We start from the raw sequence: 18,902 nt of genomic DNA, 5'->3' as shown, positions 1-18,902 counted from the left end.
TAAAGATAGTTTACTTTCGCTTATTGTTTTTAGTTTATTCGGTAATCGAGATTTGAATGCTCAGAGGCGGGCCTGCCCGAATCTTTTAGGCGGGCCTGCTACGAGGCAGTTTACTCCTTACATATTAGATTACCTTTTCTTTAGGGTCAATAATTCAAAGGAGGTTTTCTTCCAACAACGTTTCATGAACTCGACTTTAGGGAATTCAATAAATGAAATTAGTAATTACTTTCCTTAGGTTTATGTTCTTTTAATTCTATAACTACTGATTTTGAAGTTGGCGTGTTGCTATAATCAGCTGTACTGCCTACAGGTACTAATACATTTGCCTCCGGAAAATATGTTGCACAACATTTCTCAGGGATATTATATTCTAGAACAATAAATTTCCTAGCAACCCTTTCCTTACCATTATGATAGTTGTATAGGTCTACCAATTGCTGGTTTTTTAGTTTTTGCTTTTCAATATCTTTAGGGTTCATCAAGATAACCCTTCTTTCGTTATATATGCCGCGATAGCGATCGTTTAATCCATATATGGTGGTATTAAATTGATCATGACTTCTGATGGTCATCATTAGAAGTTCTTTTTCCTTAAGAGGGATGTACTCGCTATGGGAAATACTGAAATTGGCCTTACCAGTGTGGGTGTTATACGTATTATCTCTATTGCAATTGGGGAGGTAGAACCCAGAGGGTTGTCTTACTTTTAGATTATAATTATCAAAACCAGGAATGCAGGCTTCAATGCTATCTCTAATATGATCGTAATGTTGCAAGTATATGTCCCAGTTTACTTTACTATTTGGAAGGGTAGCTTTCGCCAAGCCGCAAACAATAGCTGGTTCACTTAGTAGTTGAGTAGAAACAGGTGTTAAACTTCCTTTAGAGCTATGAACAATTCCCATAGAGTTTTCTACACTAACAAATTGCAATTCTCCATTTTGAAGGTCCTTATCGGTTCTTCCCAAACAAGGTAGAATAATAGCTTCTTTCCCATGGATGAGGTGGCTACGGTTTAATTTTGTGGATACGTGTACGGTAAGATCGCAATTTTGAAGGGCTTGTGCGGTGTACTGTGTATCTGGAGTAGCGGATAGGAAGTTGCCGCCCATAGCAAAGAATACCTTTGCCTTGCCTTGGTGCATTGCTTTAATACTCTCTACGGTATCGTATCCGTTTTTTCGTGGCAGATTAAAATCAAATTCCTTTTCTAAATTATCTAAAAGAGATTCTGGTGGTTTTTCGTAAATCCCCATAGTCCTATCTCCTTGTACATTACTATGTCCGCGAACTGGGCAGGTACCTGCTCCAGGTTTGCCAATACTTCCTTTTAGAAGCAGTATATTTACAATCTCCTTAATAGTATTTACGGAGTTTTTATGCTGAGTAAGGCCCATGGCCCAACATGCAATCACTTTTCGTTTGGTCGCTAGGATATCCACAACCTTTTCCATTTCCTTAAGCGATATCCCACACTGCTCTATTAAATTTTCGATATCCAAGGACCTAATGTGGTTGAGGTAGCTATCAATTCCTTTAGTTTTTTCTTGGATAAATGCATGATCTAAAACAGTGCCAGGAGCCTTATCTTCCCTGTCTAATAATAGTTTAGTTAATGCTTGCAATAAGGCCATGTCCCCATTTATTTTAACCTGTAAATATAGGTCGGTTAAAGAGGTGCTAATGCCTAAAGCCCCCTTTACTTGTTGAGGATTGCTAAAATTTAGTAAACCTGTTTCTAATAGGGGGTTAATAGAAATAATGGTTGCCCCATTCTCTTTTGCTTTTTGTAGGGCGCTTAACATCCTAGGGTGATTGGTGCCAGGGTTCTGTCCTAATATTAAAATAAGGTCTGTTTCGTAAAAATCTTCCAATTTTACGGAGCCTTTACCAATCCCTAAAGAGTCGGTGAGTGCCACCCCGCTACTCTCATGGCACATATTGCTGCAATCTGGCATATTGTTGGTGCCGTATTCTCGTACAAACAGCTGAAAAAGAAATGCCGCTTCATTACTGGTTCTTCCGGAGGTATAGAAGATGGCCTCATCTGGGTGTTCCAATTTATTCAGGTGTGCTGCAATTTTTTTAAATGCCTCCTCCCAACTGACTTCTTTGTAATGATTAGCACCTTTGGGTAGGAACATGGGTTGGGCTAGTCGACCTTTTTTTCCAATCGTATAATCGGAAAGAGAGGCAAGGTAAGAGACGCTATTATTCTTAAAAAAATGAGCATCTAGTTTTTTAGAGGTTGCTTCCTCCGCAATGGCTTTAGCGCCATTCTCACAATATTCTGCAAAAGAACTTCTTTCATCATCTGGATCTGGCCAAGCACAACCTGGGCAATCGAATCCCGATTTTTGGTTGAGGTTGGCTAAAGCTTTTAAGCCTCTACTCATTCCCATTTCCCCAAAAACGTGTTTGGCAGTAGAGATTACTGCAGGGATTCCTGCAGCTACCTTTTTAGGGTTACTAGTTCTAAGTCCTGTTAATTTTTCTGGCGGTTCGGGATTGGGTGATATGTCTTTTGCTTTCTTAGTCATAAAGATTATTTCATTGCTGCTGGGTTTGGGTAATTGTCAGATTCATCTTCCGTGCGTTCATCTAAACAGACAAAGTCCTTTTCTAACAGTAATCGTAAAGTCTGTCCATCTTCTAAAACCATATAGGATTCGTAGCCTACCCGTTCGGAATCTGCCCATTTTTCAGATTCCTTTTTTGGGAAATTTAGGGTGATGGTATTTTCTTTGAAGGATGCTTCTAGGGAATCGATATTATCCTTGGCTTTTACGGCATACCTAAACTGGGTGCTATTGAAAGAGGTTTTTTCTTCAATATAGCCCAATTTCTGAAGTTGACTCACTTCTGATTTGGTTAATCTGTAGCGAATGGAATTACCTCGGATTCTAATTTTCATTTAAATATGGTTTATGCTTAATACATAAAGTTACCTCTTTAGAAAGTTGGTTCCAAAATGTAACGTCTTAAATTTTTATACGTTTGGCATCATTGTAAATATTGTATCGGCTATGACTTAGGAAGCCAACAAGGGTTACATCGTGTTCTATAGCCATCTCCACGGCAAGACTAGATGGCGCTCCTACAGCGGTGACAAAATGAATACCGGCCATTACTGCCTTTTGAATCAGTTCGAAACTGGCACGTCCGCTTAGAAATAAAATATGATTATCTAAGGGAAAATGATTGTTTTGAAAACAGTTTCCAATAAGTTTATCTAAGGCGTTATGCCTCCCTACGTCTTCTCTTAGCTCCAGCAAATTTCCTGAAAGGTCAAATAAGGCGGCTGCATGGATTCCACCAGTAGTATTAAAAATGGTTTGCTGTTGATTTAAAATGTCAGGGAACGATTTTAGAAGATCCTTATCTACCTGAAAATTGGCTTCTGACTGGGGTAGGAGAGAAATTGTCTTTATTGCTTCTAAACTAGCCTTGCCACATACACCGCAACTGCTACTGGTGTAAAAGTGCCGATCTAATTTACTAAGGTCAATGTTCTCAGAATTGCTGAGGTAAATGTGAACGTTATTTTCGGTTAAAGAAATGTTGTCTATTTGCTTTGTAGATGCTAATATTCCTTCTGTAAATAAAAAACCTATTGCTAGATCGGCATCATTACCTGGGGTGCGCATGGTAATGGATATGTTTTTATTGATAATAGGTGGATCGGCATTGATTACACTGATGCTTATTTCTAATGGCTCTTCCACTGCAATGGTATCCATAACCTCTTCGGTATCATCAAAATTAATTTTGATAATACTCTTTGAAGTGGTCGATTTTTCGCTGTCTTCTTTCATTGTAATGCTTTTTGGTGAAGTCCTGCCTTATGCTATTAGGTTATCAGAATAGGTGCCTTTATAATCATACTTCACCTTTTGCGTTATTACTTTGCACAAGACTAAATTGCAATTTTGCTGACCTAAACAGAGATAGAGACCCCTTCTGATTTTGTTGGTTTTCCGTTTTCAAAATAAAAATCTAATCGGCCTACATTAATACCAAAGCAGCCTACCTGATTAATTAGAACTGGAAGATCTTTTCTATTAGTGGTTACTGTTGGCTTATCTAAAAAAGTATGGGTATGCCCACCAATGATAAGGTCAATATTCTCAGTGGCTGCAGCAATTTTCATATCGTCCACCCTTTGTGAATTGGTGTATTGGTAGCCTAAATGTGAAAGGCATATAATAAGATCGCATTGCTCCTCATTCTTTAAGGTGTTGCTCATTTCCTGAGCCATTTCAACAGGATCCAAATATATAGTTTCCTTGTAGAGCTTTTTAGAAACTAATCCTTCTAAAGCGATTCCTAGTCCAAAAACGCCAATTTTTATTCCATCGCGAACAAAAATCTTATACGGTTTAACATGTCCGTCTAAAATAGTTTTTGAAAAATCATAATTGGCAGATAAGAATTCGAATTTTGCGTAGGGTAGTTGAGCGGCTAAACCACTCAAACCGTTATCAAAATCGTGATTTCCTATGGTTGCGGCATCATACTGCAACATGCTCATTAGTTTAAACTCTAATTCACCACCGTAAAAATTGAAATAAGGAGTTCCTTGAAAAATATCCCCTGCATCAAATAGTAAGGTATTCGGATTTTCTTTGCGTATTTGCTCTACTAAAGTTGCTCTTCTAGCAACTCCTCCTAAGTTAGGGAAGCTAGAGTGAGTGGTAGGGAAGGGGTCAATATGACTGTGAACGTCATTAGTATGCAGTATGGTGATATGTTTCTTTGCGTCTTGTTGACAAGAGCTTAATGATAATCCACCCATTCCAATGAATGCGGAGGTAGCTGCGGTTTTGGAAATAAATTTTCTACGGTCCATTCCTAATCTATTTGTATAAAACGGTCATCAATTGTGGCGTGTATGGTATCTACTTTCTTAAAATAATCTATCATGGTGTTCCTAATAAGGTAGTCGGTATCCATCAGGGAAAGATGATTTTTAAAGAAATTCATCCTGTCACCTCCAGTAATCAAATAGTCAGAGGTGGCCACAAAATAGGTTTTATTTTCATCGAATGGTTCTCCTTTTATATTTACCTCCTTTAAGTCTTTATTTTTGTCCACTACAATTTGAATTCCCGCTATAGGGTGTGGTACACTAGATTTTAATAGGTAGGAGAGCAATTCTTTTATAGACTTTCCATCTAACTCTGCAATAAAAACTGAATTTTCAAAAGGCATCACCTCAAATGCATTTCTTGTAGTAATATTCCCTTTAGAAATTATAGAGCGTATTCCTCCAAAATTAAGAAGAACAAAATCAATGTCATTACCTGTTCTAGCTTTGAAAATTGGATTTACCTCTTTCAATACAATGTCTGCCATTAAATTCCCTGCAGAAGTATTGTATTTGCCCTCAGTTTTAGTAATAGCCTTTGGCGTATAGGCAAGTACGCTATCTAGTATTTCATTTATTCTAGTACGGTACGGTGCTACAAGCGTTTCTATACTATCCTTAGCTTTTACACTTTGATTGACTTCTAGCTGTTTTCCGTCAATAGATTTTAGTTTTGGCTGTGGTTGTGTACAGGCGTATATAGTACACATTGTTATAAATATAACAAAATGTTTATTTTTTAAAATCATATAGTTCTTACCTTCGTAACTTAATTAGCAATGATATATTTACTTTTACATTCTAGATAATGTAAAAATACATGTTTTTAAAAAAGATAAAGAATAAATTAAAGGTTAGAGCCGCACGCAAGTATTTGCGACAGGAATTAGCCGCACCGTCAAACGTCCCAAATAAGGGAGTTGGAGTAAGTTCTATAGGATTTATTGTGGATTTAGATAAGTTTAATAATGCTGATTCTTTTTATACGGTTATAGAGGAATTTTCATTACGACCTAATGCAATAAAGGTTATAGGTTACAAAGAATTTTATGATAAAAATTCGCCCTATAGTACACCAGTGTTTTCTGATAAAGATCTGGGGTGGGATGCTAAAATTGAAAATAGTTACGCCTTAGAATTTTTGGAGAATGAATATGATGTGTTGGTTAATTATTATAACGAGGATAAATTATTGTTGCAATTAATGAGCATAAAGGCCAAAGCTAGATTAAAGGTAGGCTTTGGAGGAGTGGATAAAAATTTTAATGATTTAATTTTAAATATACCTATAGATGATTTTCAAACCTTTAAAATGGAATTGAAAAAATATTTACGGGTTTTAAATGAGATTTAGTAATGGAACAATTAATGGGTACGGGTGTTGCTTTGATTACTCCTTTTAATGAAGATTTTACAATAGATACAGAGGCACTTACTAAAGTGGTGAATTATTGTATAGATGGAGGAGTAGATTATCTAGTGGTTTTGGGAACTACTGGAGAATCTGCAGTGCTTTCCAAAAAGGAAAAGCAATTGGTAATCAATACCGTAGTTTCGGCTAATGCAGGGAGATTACCCTTAGTTCTTGGAATTGGAGGTAATAATACTGCCGCAGTTGTAGAAGAACTACAAGAGGTAGATCTTAAGGATTTTGTAGCAATCTTGTCTGTGTCACCATATTACAGCAGACCTACCCAAGAAGGGATTTATCAACATTTTAAAGCGATTTCATTGGCTTCTCCAAAACCAATTTTGCTTTATAATGTACCTGGAAGAACTGGAAGTAATATGTTACCAGAAACAGTGTTAAGACTTGCAAACGACTTTAATAATATAATAGGTATTAAAGAGGCAAGTGGGGATATGGTGCAAGTGATGAGCTTAATAAAAGATAAACCACATGGATTTATGGTAATCTCTGGCGATGATTTTACTGCGCTACCAACTGTACTTGCAGGCGGAGATGGTGTAATCTCTGTATTGGGCCAAGGGTTGCCTACGGAGTTTTCTAGAATGATTAGGTTTGGATTGGAACATAGAGTTAAGGAGGCTTTTGAGTTACATTATAATCTAATGGAGGGGATGGACTTGATTTTTAGAGAAGGAAACCCCGCTGGGATCAAGGCTTTGCTAGAACACATGGGGATGGGTACCGCTTTAGTGAGACTTCCTTTAGTGGAAGCTACAACAAGTCTAAAAAAAAATATCAATCGCTTCGTAAGCAAGCTCCTTAAGATTGTTGCTTAGCTTTTAGAAAAGTAAAAAATTACGATCCGGTGTCTGTGTTGGACTTAACAGTCTAAATGCGGCACCGGATTACTTTTTGTAATGCTTAGTGTAAGGAAGGTTATCTATTGTTTGATACGGCTTATTGTGGGGTAATCAATAAAAATTCTGACTAACGATTTACGTTATGCTTAGTATCTAAAATCTTCTTTCTATTAAAAATGATTTTGGTGGTTTTTTCTTTTAGGTATCGGTATATTTTAAAGTCGCGCATTAGGGGCAATATCCTTCTAATTGTTGAATTTTAAAGGGGAGATACTTCTACATAGTTAAAAGTTGCACAAAAAATTTGCTACTAGAAGGGAAGGAAGTTATTTTAGCCTGATAATAATGTTTTTTATATCCGATCAAAAACCTTAATTTTGCAGAATGTTTTTAAAAATGAAACGACTATTCCCCTTTTTGTTATTGGCAGTTATCCTTACTTCTTGTAGTGAGTACCAAAAAGTACTTAAAAATGAAGATGTTAAGGCGAAGTATGATATGGCCGAGAAATTTTATGAAGAGGGCGACTTTAAAAGGGCAAACCGTTTATTGGAGCAGATTGCTCCAAAGTATATAGGAAGACCACAAGGTGAGCGGGTTATGTTTTTCTTGGCTGATTCTTATTTTCAGATCAGGGACTATAATATGGCTGGATATCAGTTTGAGCGATTCTTAAAATCCTATCCAAAAAGTGATAAAGCTGCAGAAGCAGGTTTCTTAGGAGCAAAAAGTTATTACAAATTATCTCCAAAATACTCTTTGGATCAAACCGATACCGATAAGGCATTAATAAAACTACAGAATTTTATTAATGCTTATCCAGATTCCGAATTTATGGGAGAAGCCAATATTATGGCAAAGGAACTCACCACTAAGAAGGAGCGTAAAGAGTTTGAAATAGCTAAGCAGTTTAATACTATTGGGGAGTTTGACTATACCTTTTTAACGCCAGCGGTAACCGCTTTTGATAATTTCATTGTAGATAATCCAGGTTCCGTTTATCACGAGGATGCTCTTTATTATAAATTTGATGCGGCAACTAGATTGGCATTCAATAGTTTTGAGTATCTTAAAAAGGAGCGACTAAATAATGCTAAGTCGTACTATAATGCATTGAAAAAACAATTTCCTGAGTCTAAGTATTTAGAAGATGCTGAAAAGACCGTGGGAAAAATAGAAAAAGAATTACAAAATTATTCCAAATAAAATATCACCTGTTATGAACACAAACGATTTAAAAAGCTCTAAAGCTCCGGTATCTACGGTAACCATCAATAGGAATGAATTTGATGCGCCGACCGAAAACATTTATGAGGCAATTTCAATTGCTGCTAAAAGAGCTGTTCAGATTAATTCTGAAATTAAAAAGGAGCTTTTGGAGAAATTGGAAGAGTTTGCTACCTATAGCGATAGCCTAGAAGAGGTTTTTGAGAACAAAGAGCAGATAGAAGTATCTAAGTTCTACGAAAGGTTGCCTAAGCCTCATGCTATTGCAGTAAGAGAGTGGTTAGACGATAAAATTTATTATAGGAATACAGAGAAAGATGCGTAAAGGATGTTAAGCGGTAAAAATATACTTTTAGGAGTTACCGGAGGTATAGCTGCTTATAAAACCACCTTTTTGGTACGCTTACTTATTAAAGCTGGCGCTAACGTTAAAGTGATTTTAACGCATAGCGCCAGCTCTTTTGTTACTCCCTTAACCCTTGCTACATTATCTAAAAACCCAGTGCACACCACTTTTATAAATGAGGAAGATGGTAGTGTTTCATGGAATAATCATGTAGAATTGGGACTGTGGGCAGATCTAATGATTATTGCTCCAGCTACTGCAAATACCATGTCTAAAATGGCTCATGGGAATTGCGATAATTTATTGATGGCAACCTATTTATCTGCCAAATGTCCTGTTTACTTTGCTCCTGCAATGGACTTGGATATGTATATACACCCTTCTACTTCTGTAACATTCGATAAGCTGACCTCTTTTGGGAATATTATGATTCCTGCTAATACAGGAGAATTGGCAAGTGGATTGGTAGGCGAAGGCCGGATGGCAGAACCAGAGGAGATTGTAGATTTTATAATTAAGGACCTTACAAAAGGATTGCCATTAAAAGGAAAGAAGGTATTAATAACTGCTGGTCCTACTTATGAAGCTATTGATCCCGTTAGGTTTATAGGGAATCACTCTTCAGGGTTAATGGGATACGAACTGGCTAAGAATGCGGCAAATTTGGGGGCCGAAGTGTTTCTAATTTCTGGCCCTTCACATTTAACCATACAGCATTCACAGATAACCCTTATCAAAATCACTTCTGCAGATGAGATGTATAAGGAAGCGCATGCCTTATATCAGGATATGGATATTGCTATTTGTGCTGCAGCAGTATCGGATTATAAGCCCAAATCGGTAGCAAATCAAAAAATTAAAAAGAGCGATCAAGAGTTTAATATATCCTTGGTTAAAAATAAGGATATTCTATTTTCTTTGGGACAACAGAAAAAAGGTCAGTTCTTGGTGGGGTTTGCCTTAGAGACCGAAAATGAGGAGGAAAATGCCATAGGAAAACTAAAACGTAAGAATTTAGATGCTATTGTTCTTAACTCTTTAAATGATACAGGGGCCGGGTTTGGCAAACAAACCAATAAAATCTCTTATATTGATAAGAAATTAAATATTAAATCGTTTAAACTAAAGACCAAGGCAGAGGTCGCTCAAGATATTTTAAACGAAATTATAACCCGTATTCATGCGTAACCTTATTCTAGTATCGCTTTGTTTTATTATTTCCCTAGGTTTGGCGGCTCAGGAACTGAATTGTACCGTTACCATTAATGCCGATCAAGTTGGAAAGACGAATCAGCAGATATTTAAAACTTTGGAACGCTCCTTAAGCGATTTTGTAAATAAAACAAATTGGTCTAATAGGGAATATAAGGATAATGAAAAGGTGAACGCTCAAATGTTCATTACTATCACGGAGTACGAGTCTAATAGTTTAAAAGGGAATATACAGTTACAATCTTCTCGCCCTGTTTTTAATACATCTTATGAAAGTCCTATTCTCAACTATAAGGACAATCAGTTTAATTTTCAATATATAGAGTTTCAACCGTTGATTTATAGCGAAAACAATATAGATTCTAATTTGGTAGCGGTAGTCTCTTATTATGTTTATTTAATTTTGGGATTAGATGCCGATACTTTTTCTTTAGAGGGGGGGAGTGAATATTTTAGAAAGGCACAGCAGATTGTTGGTCTCGCGCAAAGTGGAAACGCTGCTGGTTGGAGCAGAACTAGCGGAGAGCGCAGTAGGTTTGAATTGGTGGATAATTTAATGTCTAATTCCTATAGAGAATATAGAGTTGCCATGTATAACTATCATAGAAAAGGCTTAGATATTCTTGCTGATAACAACAGTACAGGGAAGCAAGTTGTTGCTGGCACCTTACAATTGTTTGAAACAATGGCCTCTAGGCACCCTAATGCTTTTTTAACCCAGTTGTTTTTTGATGCCAAAGCGCAAGAGATTCAAGATATATTTTCTGATGGTCCTAAAGTAGATGTAGTTCAGCTAAAGGAAACTTTAAATAAAATTGCGCCACTTTATTCTTCAACTTGGAATCAGATAAAATATTAAAAAGGTTGTTTACAGGTTTAAGCTAGAGATTACGTACAAATCTTTAGATATAGCCTATGTTTTTCAATTCGGTTTATATGATTTTGCGGTAGGGTCAAAATACTATTTTACGTGTCAGTTCGCTTTATTCTGGTCTTACTTATAGCTACATGTCCTTTAGGAATAATTAGTTTGTATAAAAAAATTATACTCCCATTTTTTTCCAAAACAATAACAATTATCTTTACCCCAATAATAGACTTATACCTTGCTGACAAATCTTTCAATTAAAAATTACGCTCTAATAGACCACCTAAACGTTAAGTTTACTAATGGTTTTACGGTGATTACTGGTGAGACAGGTGCCGGTAAATCCATTTTATTGGGTGGCTTGGCCTTAGTGTTAGGTAAGAGAGCAGATCTCTCCTCTCTTAAAGACAAGGAGAGTAAATGTATTGTAGAAGGCGAATTTGATATAGCCAAATATGAATTGAAATCGTTTTTTGATAATAACGATTTAGACTACGAGCGCAAAACTATCGTAAGGCGAGAAATTTTGCCTAGCGGTAAATCAAGAGCCTTTATAAATGACACTCCCGTGACTTTAGATGTGCTTTCTAAATTGGGAGGGCGGTTAGTAGATGTGCATTCCCAGCATCAGACCATGCAATTAGGAGAGAGTGATTTTCAATTAAAAACTATTGACGCTCTTGCTAACAATGAGAAAGTGTTAGTGCAGTATGCTGCTAAATTGGAGCAATATCAAACCAGTACCAAAGAATTAGAGCAGCTTTTAGAGTTTCAAAGTAACGCTATTAAGGAACATGAATACAATAGTTTCTTATTGGAAGAATTAAACTCTGCTCCTTTAAAGGAGGGTATAATTGAAACCTTGGAGGAGGAGTACGAGCAGTTAAACAATGTAGAAGTTATTATGGAGCAATTGTCGCAAGTGCAGCAATTGCTTAACGATGAGCAAATAGGAGTGATTAATCTGCTGACAGAATTGAAGCAGATTTCACATAAATTAGGGCATTATGGGCAGCATTATAGTGAACTGGATGAACGTGTTAATTCTGTTTTCATAGAATTGGATGATATTTCTAACGAGTTCATAGCCCTAAACGATCAGGTTGATACCAATCCTGAGATGTTAGAAGAGGTGAGTGCTAAGTTGCAACTTCTACATACCCTATTGAAAAAGCACAATGCCCACGATGTATCCGAACTACTTGGTATTAAGAAGGAATTGGATGATAAAGTGCAAGCCACAGAAAATGTGGAAAGTGATATTGAAGCGAAGAGAAAAGAGTTATTAGAGTTAGAAGCAGAATTGAATACAATAGCTTCTAAGTTAAGCAAGAACAGAAATAAAATACTTCCAAAACTAAAAAAACAATTAGAAGGTACCTTAGCAGAGTTAGGAATGGCTAGTGCTACCTTTAAAATTGAAATTCACCCTTCCAAAGAGTTTAAGGCTACAGGGAAAGACGACCTTACCTTTCTTTTGTCTTCCAATAAAGGTTCTGCTTACGGGGAATTAAAAAAAGTAGCATCAGGAGGAGAGCTCTCTAGGATAATGTTGGCTATAAAGTCAATTTTGGCCAATTATGAAAATCTCCCGACGCTGATGTTCGACGAAATTGATACGGGAGTATCTGGCGAGATATCCAATAAAATGGGGGATATTATGCAAGATATGAGTAAAACCATGCAGATATTCTCTATTACACACCTTCCACAGGTAGCGGCAAAGGGTGCTCACCACTTTAAAGTTTATAAGGAAGAGGAGCTAATGGGAACTCAAACCAAGATGAAGCCACTTTCTAAACAAGAACGTATTACCGAACTAGCGGAAATGCTAGGCGGGAAGGCAATTACAGAATCGGCATTAGCCCACGCCAAGGAATTATTAAACTAATAAGGAGGTTTCGGATTTTCTTTATATGTATTTAATCTAATTATTTTAGTAAACAGCTAGTTTTATAAAGCGGTTTTGCAAAATAGTTGCACATGGGATTGCTTTGGGGATTTTACCTTGCAATTTGATTGTGCTTCTATATTTTATTAGAGAAGCGCTCCATCATTAAATAATGCCCCGTTAATTTTTAATATCTTTGGTGAACGTAAAAATCACAAAGAAATAAAATATGTTGTTTAACTTATTGAAGGGTAAAAGAGGAATTATATTTGGGGCTTTGGATGAAAATTCTATTGCTTGGAAAACCGCTGAGACCGTACATGCAGAGGGCGGAACATTCGTATTAACTAACGCGCCAATAGCTATGCGAATGGGGAAAATAAACGAGCTAGCCGAGAAAACGGGGGCTACTATAATTCCTGCAGATGCAACTAGTGAGGAAGATTTAGAAAACCTAGTAGCGAAATCCATGGAAATTTTAGGGGGAAAAATAGATTTTGTACTCCACGCCATAGGGATGTCTGTAAACGTACGTAAAGGGAGGTCTTATACCGATCAAAAATATGATTTTACTAGTAAAGGTTGGGATGTGTCAGCCCTTTCCTTTCATAAAGTAATGCAGAGTTTATATAAGGCAGATGCCATGAATGAATGGGGAAGTATAGTGGCGCTTACCTATATGGCGGCACAGCGAACTTTTCCAGACTATAATGATATGGCCGATAATAAAGCTTATCTAGAGTCCATAGCACGTAGCTTTGGTTACTTTTTTGGAAAAGAAAAAAAGGTTAGGGTAAATACTATTTCTCAATCTCCTACACCTACTACCGCAGGACAAGGTGTAAAAGGATTTAATAGTTTTATTAATTATGCCGAAAAAATGTCTCCTCTAGGAAATGCTACTGCCCAGGAATGTGCCGAATATACTGTAACTCTTTTTTCAGACTATACTAAAAAGGTTACTATGCAAAATTTATTTCATGATGGAGGCTTTTCTACCACAGGAGTTAGTCAGGAAATAGTTGATAGTTTTTCAGAATAATTAAACAACTAACATAAAGAAAGTAGGTGCCTTATAATATGGGGTGTCTATTTTGGATCAACGGGAAGAAAATTAATGAATCCTTGATTTATAGAGGTCTTCCCGTTTAGATTACTTTTTAAAAGTATTATTAAATATAATGAAGTTGTTTTTTTCCTTTATCGTACCCGTATTTAATAGGCCAAATGAGGTGGATGAGCTCTTGCAAAGCCTTGTGCTTCAGGATTATGATAAACCTTTCGAAGTGGTGATTGTAGAGGACGGTTCTACGGAGAGTTCCCAAACCGTTATAGATGGTTATAGGGATAAACTAGATATCACTTACCTATTTAAACAAAACTCTGGGCCAGGCTCTTCCCGTAATTATGGGATGCAGCGTGCTAAAGGAAATTATTTTATTGTGTTGGACTCAGATTGTATCATTCCTCCGCAGTACCTTTCTGTTGTAGATGCTTCGCTTTCTAAAAGTTATGTAGATTGTTTTGGTGGTCCAGATGCTGCCCATTCCTCCTTTAGTCAAGTGCAGAAAGCGATTAATTACGCTATGACGTCTATTCTCACTACCGGTGGGATAAGAGGAGGTAAGAATTCTGTGGGGAAGTTTCAGCCTAGAAGTTTTAATATGGGGATATCTAAGGAGGCGTTTCAGAAAACACAAGGGTTCGGTAATATACACCCAGGTGAGGATCCAGACTTAACTTTTAGAATCTGGAAAGCAGGGTATAAAACAAGGCTTATCCCAGAGGCCTATGTTTACCATAAAAGAAGGATTGATTGGAGTAAATTTTATACCCAAGTTCGGAAATTTGGTATGGTAAGGCCTATCTTAAATCAATGGCATCCAGGAACTGCTAAAATCACATATTGGTTCCCTAGTCTATTCTGTATAGGGCTACTTGTCTCTATTGTCTCACTATTTTTCGGACTATTTCTACCAATTATTATTTATCTCCTTTATTTTGGTTTACTTTTTGTACATTCCTTTATAGTGAACAAAAGTTTTAAGGTGGCATTTTTGTCTCTTATAGCGGTGTTGATTCAATTTTTTGGATATGGGATTGGATTTTTTAAAAACTCCGTTCTTTTAATTTTTAGTAAAAAAGAACCTCAAGTATTATTCCCTAAACTGTTTTTTAAAACCTTATAGAAATTGGTAGAAATCATAAAAAACATACTTCAAAAAAGAAAAGTAAAACAATTCTTGATATTTCTTTTAGCCTCTAGTTTGGCGTGGTTTATAAGTAATTTGGCAGAAGAGTATACCAATGAAGCTACCTTTAAGGTACAGTATCACAGTAATCCCGATAGCTTATTGTTAAAAAAAGTGTCCAAAAACAATGTTCGGGTTAGGCTTAGGGCTAGTGGGTATCAGTTTTTAGTATTCGGATTTAAAAATAAAGTGGTTAATGTAGACTTATCTGCTTTAGAAGAACGTGGCAAAAAATTTTACATGTCACCTTTGGACTATAGGAGTCAAATAGAAAATCAACTTTCAAAATCTATAGAAATTATAGAAATGGACCGGGACACCATGTTCTTTAGTTTTCAGAGACTTATGAAAAAGAAAGTTGCGGTGGCTTCCAAAGTAGATATTGATTTAGAGCAACATTATTTACTAGATAGGGAGATAGAATTGATTCCCGATTCCATAACTGTAATCGGTCCCGAAAATGAAGTGGCAGATCTAGAGTTTATCCCAACAAAGAGTTTGTCTCTGACTAAATTAACTGGAAATTTTTCTAAAACTGTAGGTTTAGATCTCCCTACAGTTTTACAGAATACCACCTATTCTACTAATCAGGTCCGAGTGGAAGGAGAGGTCTTTAGGTTTTCTGAACGAATATTAACGGTTCCTATAAATATTATAAATGTTCCAAAAGGAGTGGTAGTTAGAACCTTTCCAGAAACTGCTGAAGTTTTGTGTAGAGATCGATTGGAGAATTTAAAAAAAATAAAGGAAACCGATTTTGAGGTTAGTGCAGATTATCTTCAAATTGACGAAATGGGGGATAATATTCTTGAATTGGAGATTACTAAGAAAGTAAATTCGGTAAATGAAGTACAATTAAAGGAAGATAAAGTTGAGTTTATATTAATGAAGCAATGAAGATTATAGGTTTAACAGGGGGAATCGGTAGTGGAAAATCTACAGTGGCGACTATGTTTCGAGATCTAGGGGTGCCGGTGTACATTTCTGATGAAGAAGCTAAGAAATTAATGAATACCTCCCAATCAATAAAGCAAAACCTTATTGCTTTATTTGGGACTGATAGCTATAAAGAAGGTAAATTAAACCGTGGCTTTATTTCTAAAAAGGTCTTTAACGACCCAGAATTGCTGAAGAGATTAAATAATATTGTACATCCAGAGGTGCGTAAACATTTTACGCAATGGGTAGCAGCGCAAAATTCAGACTATGTAATTCAAGAGGCTGCTATTATATTCGAAAATGACTCCCATGACCGTTACGATCAAATAATATTGGTAACCGCACCTTTGGAAACCCGTATCAAGAGAGTTATGAAAAGAGATGGGGTAACTGCAGAACAAGTTATGGAACGGGTGAAGAATCAGTGGGAGGATAATAAAAAAGCTTCGCTATCCCATTTTGTTATAGAAAACTCAGATTTAAAGAGAACAAGGGCTCAAGTAGAGGAAATACACCTAAAATTGCTAAAAATCAGGACATAAGCGCTGAATTTTAACAATATTGTTAAGTTTAGGTTAAACCTACAATGCGCTAAATGTTAAATTTATAATTTTACTGTTAATGAATAAAAGGTTATTTGGTCTTCTTGTTGTCTTAATGAGCCTATCCCTTATTGGGATAATTTTTGTTCAAAGCTATTGGATAAACAAATCAGTAGAAGACAAAGAAGAACAATTTTCTAATACGGTAACCCAAATATTAAATAGGGTTGTAGAGAATATTGAAAAAAGAGAAGTACAAGACTACCTTAACGAGTTTTATAAGTTAAAAGATAGTATAGGGAAGCCTAAGGCGACCCATCTTAAAAATTTCTTTTTCTTCGATAGGGATCTTAACTCCAATGAAATCCGATTTTACTCTCATGGGATTTTGGAGGAAGATTATAATATGGCATCTAAGTTCTTTGATATAGGGTTTGATACTGCTACCTTTAAGAATATTACTAGTATAAGGCGGACAGAAATTTATAAGGAGGATTTCGGTTTGGATGGCAGACAATATTCCCTTACTCCGGTGCAAAAACTTGAAAAGATAGGGGGGTTATCTTCTATAGATAAGGCGGCAATGGACGATAACTTTAGAGAGATGGCCAAATCCAAATCTATTTATAAGCGGGTGTCCAAACAAGAAATAGAATTGTTCTTAAGTCGTGAACTTGAAAATAGAGGCATAGATATTGATTATGAATATGGGGTGTATAGTAGAGGGTTGCCTACTAAGTTGAGATCTGATGATTTTAAATTTTCTGAAACAACACTTTACAAGGCGCCTTTGTTTAAGGATAGTGAAGGAAGTACAAATTTTTCCCTATTGCTTACGTTTCCAAAGAAGAAAAGATTTTTGATACAATCTATTCTTGGAATGGCAATTTTATCCTTGGCGTTTACCTTAGTTATTGTTGTTGCTTACTCTAGTGCCATCTATCAGTTGATAAAACAAAAGCAGATTTCAGAAATTAAAACGGACTTTATCAATAATATGACCCATGAGTTTAAAACGCCAATAGCCACAATAAATTTAGCGGTAGAGGCAATTAGAAACCCAAAAATAATTGAAGATAAAGAGAAGGTATTACGGTACCTACAAATGATAAGAGATGAGAATAAAAGAATGCACGCTCAGGTAGAGAATGTACTTAGGATTTCAAAACTGGAAAAAAACCAGTTAGATATCTCTAAAGATAGAGCAGATGTGCACGAAATAATAGGAGATGCTATAACCCATGTAGAGCTGATTGTTGGAGATAGGGGAGGTTATATTAATACGCATTTAAGTGCCGAACGTACAGAAGTATTGGCTAGTGAAATGCATTTTACCAACGTTATAGTTAATATTCTGGACAATGCGATAAAGTATTCAACAGATGCTCCTAAGATTGATGTGTATACAGAAGTTGTTGGGAATAATATATTAATCAAAATAAAAGATCAGGGAGCCGGGATGAGTAAAGTGGTCCTAAAAAAGGTTTTTGAAAAGTTTTATAGGGAACATACCGGTGATATACATAATGTAAAGGGCCATGGACTAGGTTTAGCTTACGTGAAAAAAATAGTTGATGATCACCAGGGTGAAGTTTATGCTGAAAGTGAAAAAGGAAAAGGATCTACTTTCTATATAAAACTACCCTTAATTTAAAAGTTATTATGGAAACAGTAAATAAAAAAATATTGCTAGTTGAGGATGATCCAAATTTTGGAATTGTCCTAAAAGATTATTTGGCCATGAACGATTTTGACGTTACGTTGGCAAAAAATGGAATGGAGGGTTTTGAAAAGTTCAAAAAGGACAATTTTGATGTCTGTATTTTGGATGTAATGATGCCCTATAAAGATGGATTTACTTTGGCAAAGGAGATCAGGGAAAAAAATGAAAATGTTCCTATAGTTTTCCTAACTGCAAAAACCATGAAGGAAGATGTGCTTAAAGGATATAAGGCTGGTGCTGATGATTACCTAAATAAGCCATTTGATTCGGAGGTGCTTTTGATGAAGTTAAAAGCTATTATCCAACGTAAATCTTCTAACTCCTTGGCAGATAGCAAACAGTTTGAATTTACTCTTGGGGGATTCCAATTAAACTCCAAGCTTAGATTCTTAAAATTTAAGGATGAGGAGCCTATAAAGCTTTCTCCGAAAGAAAATGAACTGCTTAGATTATTGGCGTTACATGAAAACGATCTGATGCCTAGAGAGTTGGCGTTGACTAAAATTTGGAGAGATGATAATTATTTTACCTCTCGTAGTATGGACGTGTATATTGCAAAATTACGTAAATACTTGAAAAAGGATGAAAACGTAGAAATACTAAACATCCACGGAGAAGGATTTAGATTGGTTGTTAAAACCGAATAGGATGCTATTTTAACTTATAAAAAAAACACCGGATTTCCGGTGTTTTTTTATTTAGGGTAGTTTTGTTAGTATTTCTGCAACTATTTCTTCAGGTCTCGGTGCTATCGAAACTTT

Annotated in this window: 18 protein-coding genes; 13 read left to right on the top strand and 5 right to left on the bottom strand. The window is 36.0% G+C overall.

Going from position 1 to position 18,902, the window contains the following annotated elements:
- Positions 1-218: 218 nt before the first annotated feature.
- The 5 genes from H344_RS0112815 to H344_RS0112795 form a co-directional block, all read right to left on the bottom strand.
- Positions 219-2,543, bottom strand: a complete 2,325-nt coding sequence (locus H344_RS0112815) for an FdhF/YdeP family oxidoreductase (protein ID WP_026810693.1) — start codon at positions 2,541-2,543, stop codon at positions 219-221.
- Positions 2,544-2,548: 5 nt separating this feature from the next.
- Positions 2,549-2,917 carry a DUF7009 family protein gene (locus tag H344_RS0112810; protein WP_026810692.1) on the bottom strand — a complete coding sequence of 123 codons (369 nt, stop codon included), beginning with the start codon at positions 2,915-2,917 and terminating at the stop codon, positions 2,549-2,551.
- 67 nt (positions 2,918-2,984) lie between these two features.
- Positions 2,985-3,818 (bottom strand): formate dehydrogenase accessory sulfurtransferase FdhD, encoded by an 834-nt coding sequence (gene fdhD / locus H344_RS0112805; protein WP_026810691.1) that lies wholly within the window; start codon positions 3,816-3,818, stop codon positions 2,985-2,987.
- A gap of 122 nt (positions 3,819-3,940) precedes the next feature.
- Positions 3,941-4,852: a bifunctional metallophosphatase/5'-nucleotidase gene (locus tag H344_RS0112800; protein WP_026810690.1), complete on the bottom strand. Its 912-nt coding sequence runs from the start codon at positions 4,850-4,852 to the stop codon at positions 3,941-3,943.
- 2 nt (positions 4,853-4,854) lie between these two features.
- Positions 4,855-5,580, bottom strand: a complete 726-nt coding sequence (locus tag H344_RS0112795) for a 5'-nucleotidase C-terminal domain-containing protein (RefSeq protein ID WP_240484983.1) — start codon at positions 5,578-5,580, stop codon at positions 4,855-4,857.
- Between the two features lie 110 nt (positions 5,581-5,690).
- Here H344_RS0112795 and H344_RS0112790 point away from each other — a divergent pair, with 110 nt between their 5' ends.
- From H344_RS0112790 to H344_RS0112730, 13 genes are all read left to right on the top strand, one after another.
- Positions 5,691-6,224 carry a DUF6913 domain-containing protein gene (locus H344_RS0112790; protein WP_026810688.1) on the top strand — a complete coding sequence of 178 codons (534 nt, stop codon included), beginning with the start codon at positions 5,691-5,693 and terminating at the stop codon, positions 6,222-6,224.
- A gap of 2 nt (positions 6,225-6,226) precedes the next feature.
- Positions 6,227-7,117 carry a 4-hydroxy-tetrahydrodipicolinate synthase gene (gene dapA, locus H344_RS0112785; protein WP_026810687.1) on the top strand — a complete coding sequence of 297 codons (891 nt, stop codon included), beginning with the start codon at positions 6,227-6,229 and terminating at the stop codon, positions 7,115-7,117.
- 420 nt (positions 7,118-7,537) lie between these two features.
- Positions 7,538-8,347, top strand: coding sequence for an outer membrane protein assembly factor BamD (locus H344_RS0112780; protein WP_240484982.1), 810 nt, complete (start codon positions 7,538-7,540; stop codon positions 8,345-8,347).
- 13 nt (positions 8,348-8,360) lie between these two features.
- Positions 8,361-8,693, top strand: coding sequence for a DNA-directed RNA polymerase subunit omega (locus tag H344_RS0112775; protein ID WP_026810685.1), 333 nt, complete (start codon positions 8,361-8,363; stop codon positions 8,691-8,693).
- Positions 8,694-8,696: 3 nt separating this feature from the next.
- On the top strand, positions 8,697-9,902 hold the full coding sequence (gene coaBC, locus H344_RS0112770; RefSeq protein WP_026810684.1) for a bifunctional phosphopantothenoylcysteine decarboxylase/phosphopantothenate--cysteine ligase CoaBC: 1,206 nt from the start codon (positions 8,697-8,699) through the stop codon (positions 9,900-9,902).
- A complete protein-coding gene (gene porD, locus H344_RS0112765) occupies positions 9,895-10,785 on the top strand; it encodes a type IX secretion system protein PorD (protein ID WP_026810683.1) in 891 nt (296 codons plus the stop codon). The genes coaBC and porD overlap by 8 nt, the downstream gene beginning before the upstream one ends.
- 247 nt (positions 10,786-11,032) lie before the next feature.
- Positions 11,033-12,685: a DNA repair protein RecN gene (gene recN, locus H344_RS0112760; protein WP_026810682.1), complete on the top strand. Its 1,653-nt coding sequence runs from the start codon at positions 11,033-11,035 to the stop codon at positions 12,683-12,685.
- Positions 12,686-12,914: 229 nt separating this feature from the next.
- The gene (locus tag H344_RS0112755) at positions 12,915-13,727 is read left to right on the top strand and encodes an enoyl-ACP reductase FabI (protein ID WP_026810681.1); all 813 of its coding nucleotides are present in this window, start codon (positions 12,915-12,917) and stop codon (positions 13,725-13,727) included.
- Between the two features lie 139 nt (positions 13,728-13,866).
- Positions 13,867-14,874, top strand: coding sequence for a glycosyltransferase (locus H344_RS0112750; RefSeq protein ID WP_026810680.1), 1,008 nt, complete (start codon positions 13,867-13,869; stop codon positions 14,872-14,874).
- Between the two features lie 3 nt (positions 14,875-14,877).
- Entirely contained in the window at positions 14,878-15,834 is a 957-nt protein-coding gene (locus tag H344_RS0112745) for a YbbR-like domain-containing protein (RefSeq protein WP_026810679.1), read from the top strand.
- Positions 15,831-16,418 carry a dephospho-CoA kinase gene (gene coaE / locus H344_RS0112740; protein ID WP_026810678.1) on the top strand — a complete coding sequence of 196 codons (588 nt, stop codon included), beginning with the start codon at positions 15,831-15,833 and terminating at the stop codon, positions 16,416-16,418. Before H344_RS0112745 ends, coaE begins: the two co-directional genes overlap by 4 nt.
- A 79-nt stretch (positions 16,419-16,497) precedes the next feature.
- A complete protein-coding gene (locus H344_RS0112735; protein ID WP_026810677.1) occupies positions 16,498-18,072 on the top strand; it encodes a sensor histidine kinase in 1,575 nt (524 codons plus the stop codon).
- A gap of 8 nt (positions 18,073-18,080) precedes the next feature.
- Positions 18,081-18,788 (top strand): response regulator transcription factor, encoded by a 708-nt coding sequence (locus H344_RS0112730; RefSeq protein ID WP_026810676.1) that lies wholly within the window; start codon positions 18,081-18,083, stop codon positions 18,786-18,788.
- Positions 18,789-18,902 lie beyond the last annotated feature (114 nt).

The sequence above is a fragment of the Arenibacter latericius DSM 15913 genome (assembly GCF_000424985.1).
GTDB classification, from domain to species: domain Bacteria; phylum Bacteroidota; class Bacteroidia; order Flavobacteriales; family Flavobacteriaceae; genus Arenibacter; species Arenibacter latericius.
Note: the sequence above shows the minus strand (reverse complement) of the source record. Positions and strands in the feature narration are given on the sequence as shown.